At 40.7% G+C, this 3,161-nt stretch carries 1 protein-coding gene and 2 pseudogenes; 1 reads left to right on the top strand and 2 read right to left on the bottom strand.

Going from position 1 to position 3,161, the window contains the following annotated elements; genetic code table 11:
• Together SINDD18_RS11345 and uvrB are read right to left on the bottom strand one after the other, a co-directional pair.
• Positions 1 to 337, bottom strand: a pseudogene (locus tag SINDD18_RS11345) (GNAT family N-acetyltransferase); the annotation flags it as partial.
• Between the two features lie 14 nt (positions 338 to 351).
• A complete protein-coding gene (gene uvrB, locus SINDD18_RS05175) occupies positions 352 to 2,340 on the bottom strand; it encodes an excinuclease ABC subunit UvrB (protein ID WP_061863347.1) in 1,989 nt (662 codons plus the stop codon).
• Between the two features lie 242 nt (positions 2,341 to 2,582).
• Between uvrB and SINDD18_RS05170 the strand changes: the two are divergent.
• Positions 2,583 to 3,161 (top strand): annotated as a pseudogene (locus SINDD18_RS05170) (transporter substrate-binding domain-containing protein); the annotation flags it as partial.

The following is a 3,161-nucleotide window of genomic DNA, read 5'->3' as shown; positions in this document are numbered from 1 at the left end:
GATCGAGAGCAACAAATGCAGCATGCATTAACTGTTCACTCACACCTTTTCCATAGTAATCTTTTAAAACATATAAGGCTATGATTTCACCAGCTTGAATGGCTTCATCACGAAAATTTCCATAGCTGATAAATCCAACGACCTGCTTTCCATCCATAGCAATCAAGGTATTTTCTGGATATTTTTGACTAAAGAATCGACATCTTTCTAATGTCATCGTCTCCTGAAATTCCGCAGGTAAAAGATCGTCATAAGCCTCTCTCCATGTTTGCCAATGAACGAGGGACTTCCCTTCTATCTCTTCAGGTGTTTCCATTGTTTTAATGATAATTTTCATTCGCTTTATCCTATCTAACCCAACGCCTTGACTTCCAACATCATATCACGAATCTGGGCAGCAAGTTCAAAGTCAAGCACTTCGACGGCTTCTTGCATTTGTTTTTCCAGTTTCTTGACCAATTCTTTGCGTTCTTGTTTGTTAAGGCTATTGATATCGACTTCCTTGTTCTCTTCTTTAGCAACAGTTTTGGTAACAGAAATAAGATCACGGATTTCCTTCTTAATAGTTTGTGGCACGATGCCATGTTCTTCATTATAAGCCATCTGAATCTGACGACGACGAGCTGTTTCATCGATGGCTTTTTGCATAGATTGAGTCATAGTATCAGCATACATGATGACATGCCCCTCGCTATTACGGGCAGCACGACCAATGGTTTGAATGAGTCCACGCTCATTACGAAGGAAACCTTCCTTGTCAGCATCGAGAATAGCAACTAGACTAACTTCTGGAACATCAATCCCTTCACGAAGGAGATTAATCCCAACTAAGACATCAAAGACTCCTAAACGCAGGTCACGGATAATCTCTGTTCGCTCCAGAGTCTTGATATCCGAGTGCATGTACTTGACCTTAATCCCCATTTCTTTGAAATAATCGGTCAAGTCTTCAGCCATTTTCTTGGTCAAAGTTGTAATAAAGGTCCGTTCGTTCTTTTCAACTCGGGCATTGATTTCACCTAAGAGATCATCAATTTGTCCCATAGTCGGACGGACTTCAACCTCTGGATCCAAAAGACCAGTCGGACGAATGATTTGCTCAATAACGGTATCAGTCTGCTCGTGTTCATAATCACCAGGTGTCGCTGACACATAGACAATCTGGTGAACATGACTTTCAAACTCTTCACGACGAAGGGGACGATTATCCAAGGCAGATGGCAAACGGAAACCGTAATTAACCAACATTTCCTTACGCGAACGGTCACCATTGTACATACCCTTGATTTGCCCCATAGTCATGTGGCTCTCATCAATCATAATCAAAAAATCATCAGGGAAGAAGTCCAGAAGAGTATAAGGAGGCTCTCCTTCGCTCCGTCCATCCATGTGACGGGAGTAGTTTTCAACGCCGTTTGTATAGCCCATCTCACGGAGCATCTCGATATCATACTCTGTACGTTGTTTCAAACGTTGCGCTTCAAGGAGCTTACCTTCCTTCTCAAAGACAGCTAACTGCTCCTCCAATTCAGCCTCAATCTTAGCAATAGCTACTTCCATATGGTCATCATTGGTCACAAAGTGAGTGGCTGGGAAAATAGCCAAATGATCCACTTCGCCCAGAACTTGACCAGTTAGAGCTTCAACTTCACGAATACGATCAATTTCATCTCCGAAGAACTCAACACGAAATGCATGCTCATCACGAGAGGCTGGGAAAATCTCCACCACATCCCCACGTACACGAAATCTTCCACGCTGAAAATCAATATCATTGCGTTCGAACTGAATGTCCACCAAATCATTGAGCAGTTTATCTCGAGAAATCTCAAGACCCGGACGCAAACTTACCACGCTATCAGCGTATTCTTTAGGGGAACCCAATCCATAGATACAAGAAACAGATGCCACAATGATAACATCATTACGCTCCAAGAGTGCTGAAGTCGCGGAATGACGAAGCTTATCAATTTCATCATTGACTGAACTGTCTTTTTCTATATAAGTATCGCTTGAAGGCACATAGGCTTCTGGCTGGTAATAATCATAGTAGGATACGAAATACTCGACTGCATTTTCTGGGAAAAACTCCTTAAACTCCCCATAGAGCTGACCCGCTAGGGTTTTATTGTGGGCGATGACTAGGGTTGGTTTATTAACTTGAGCAATGACTTGACTCATAGTGTAGGTCTTTCCTGTACCAGTCGCCCCCATCAAGATTTGAGCCTTTTCTCCACCCTCAATATTATCCACCAACTGCTCAATGGCCTGCGGTTGATCCCCAGACGGTTGGTATTTGGATACTAGTTTAAATTTGTTGTCTGTAATTCGATTTATCATAATAGCCTCATACACATTTTCTATCCTTCTATTTTACCATAAAAAGGAAAGAGTTTCTGTTTTTCAGTAGACCACCTCACCTTGTTCTATGTTATATCTTCTGACATAAAAATATAAAATGTTTGCCGTTCTTTAACTTTTTTGATATAATTTGAAAATATCTTGAAAGGAAACATCACATGAAGAAAAAAATCCTAGCATATTTGCTAATTTTATTTCCTATTCTTTCACTAGGAATAGCAAAAGCTGACACAGAAAAAACGAAGTATGTTATCGCCAGTGACTCATCTTTTGCGCCATTTGTTTTCCAGGACTCAAGCAATAAATACACTGGTATCGATATGGATCTAATCAAGGCAATCGCTGAAGACCAAGGTTTTGAAATCGAGATTACCAATCCAGGTTTTGATGCTGCTATTAACGCAGTCCAATCTGGACAAGCAGACGGTATCATTGCAGGAATGTCTGTGACGGATGCTCGTAAAGAAACTTTTGATTTCTCTGATTCTTACTATACAGCAAATACTATTCTTGGTGTTAAAGAATCAAGTACTATTTCTTCTTATGAAGATTTGAACAGTAAGACTGTGGGTGTCAAGAATGGTACTGCTTCACAAACCTTCCTAATAGAGAATCAAAGCAAGTACGGTTACAAGATCAAAACTTTTTCCGATGCTGCATCTATGTATGATAGCTTAAACACTGGTTCAATTGATGCCGTTATGGACGACGAACCCGTTATTAAATACTCTATTAGTCAAGGACAAAAGTTAAAAACACCAATCGCAGGTACTCCAATTGGTGAAACTGCCTTTGCAGTT

Origin of the sequence: Streptococcus infantis, from assembly GCF_001579645.1 — a bacterium.
Taxonomy (GTDB): domain Bacteria; phylum Bacillota; class Bacilli; order Lactobacillales; family Streptococcaceae; genus Streptococcus; species Streptococcus infantis_E.
Note: the sequence above shows the minus strand (reverse complement) of the source record. Positions and strands in the feature narration are given on the sequence as shown.

What these genes read in the sequence shown, in the direction of transcription:
- uvrB (WP_061863347.1), bottom strand. Translation starts at nt 2,340, where the DNA reads ATGATAAATCGAATTACAGACAACAAATTTAAACTAGTATCCAAATAC.